The sequence below is a fragment of the Isoptericola croceus genome (assembly GCF_029382255.1).
GTDB classification, from domain to species: domain Bacteria; phylum Actinomycetota; class Actinomycetes; order Actinomycetales; family Cellulomonadaceae; genus Isoptericola; species Isoptericola croceus.
The window spans coordinates 1-265 of the sequence record NZ_JARLLG010000381.1 but is presented as its reverse complement, the minus strand read 5'-3'; the positions used below and the strand labels follow the sequence as shown (position 1 = coordinate 265).

1 protein-coding gene is annotated in these 265 nt (G+C 61.5%); it reads left to right on the top strand.

What is annotated here, in order from left to right; all coding sequences use genetic code 11:
* The coding region (locus PZC42_RS21675) for a hypothetical protein (RefSeq protein WP_277214254.1) at window positions 1-222 on the top strand (222 nt) is incomplete at its 5' end.
* Between the last annotated feature and the right edge of the window lie 43 nt (window positions 223-265).

Here is a 265-nt window from a genome sequence, read left to right as displayed (position 1 = left end):
AGCAAGGCAATGGACCGGGTTCTGGAGAGCCAGGCCGCTGGTGGCGCTCGTGCATTTGAGGAGGTCGAGGACAAAGAAGACATCGATGCGGCCAAGAACGCTCAGAATGAGCTCGAGCACGCCGATGACTGCGATTTCGATGAACGGAGCTACTCACACAGCACGCCCGGGCACATGGGCGCGAGCCAGGCTGGCACTCCGATGACGACCGGCCCCGTCTAAGATGATACCCCCGGACCTTCTGTGGATGGCAATGCCGATGGCG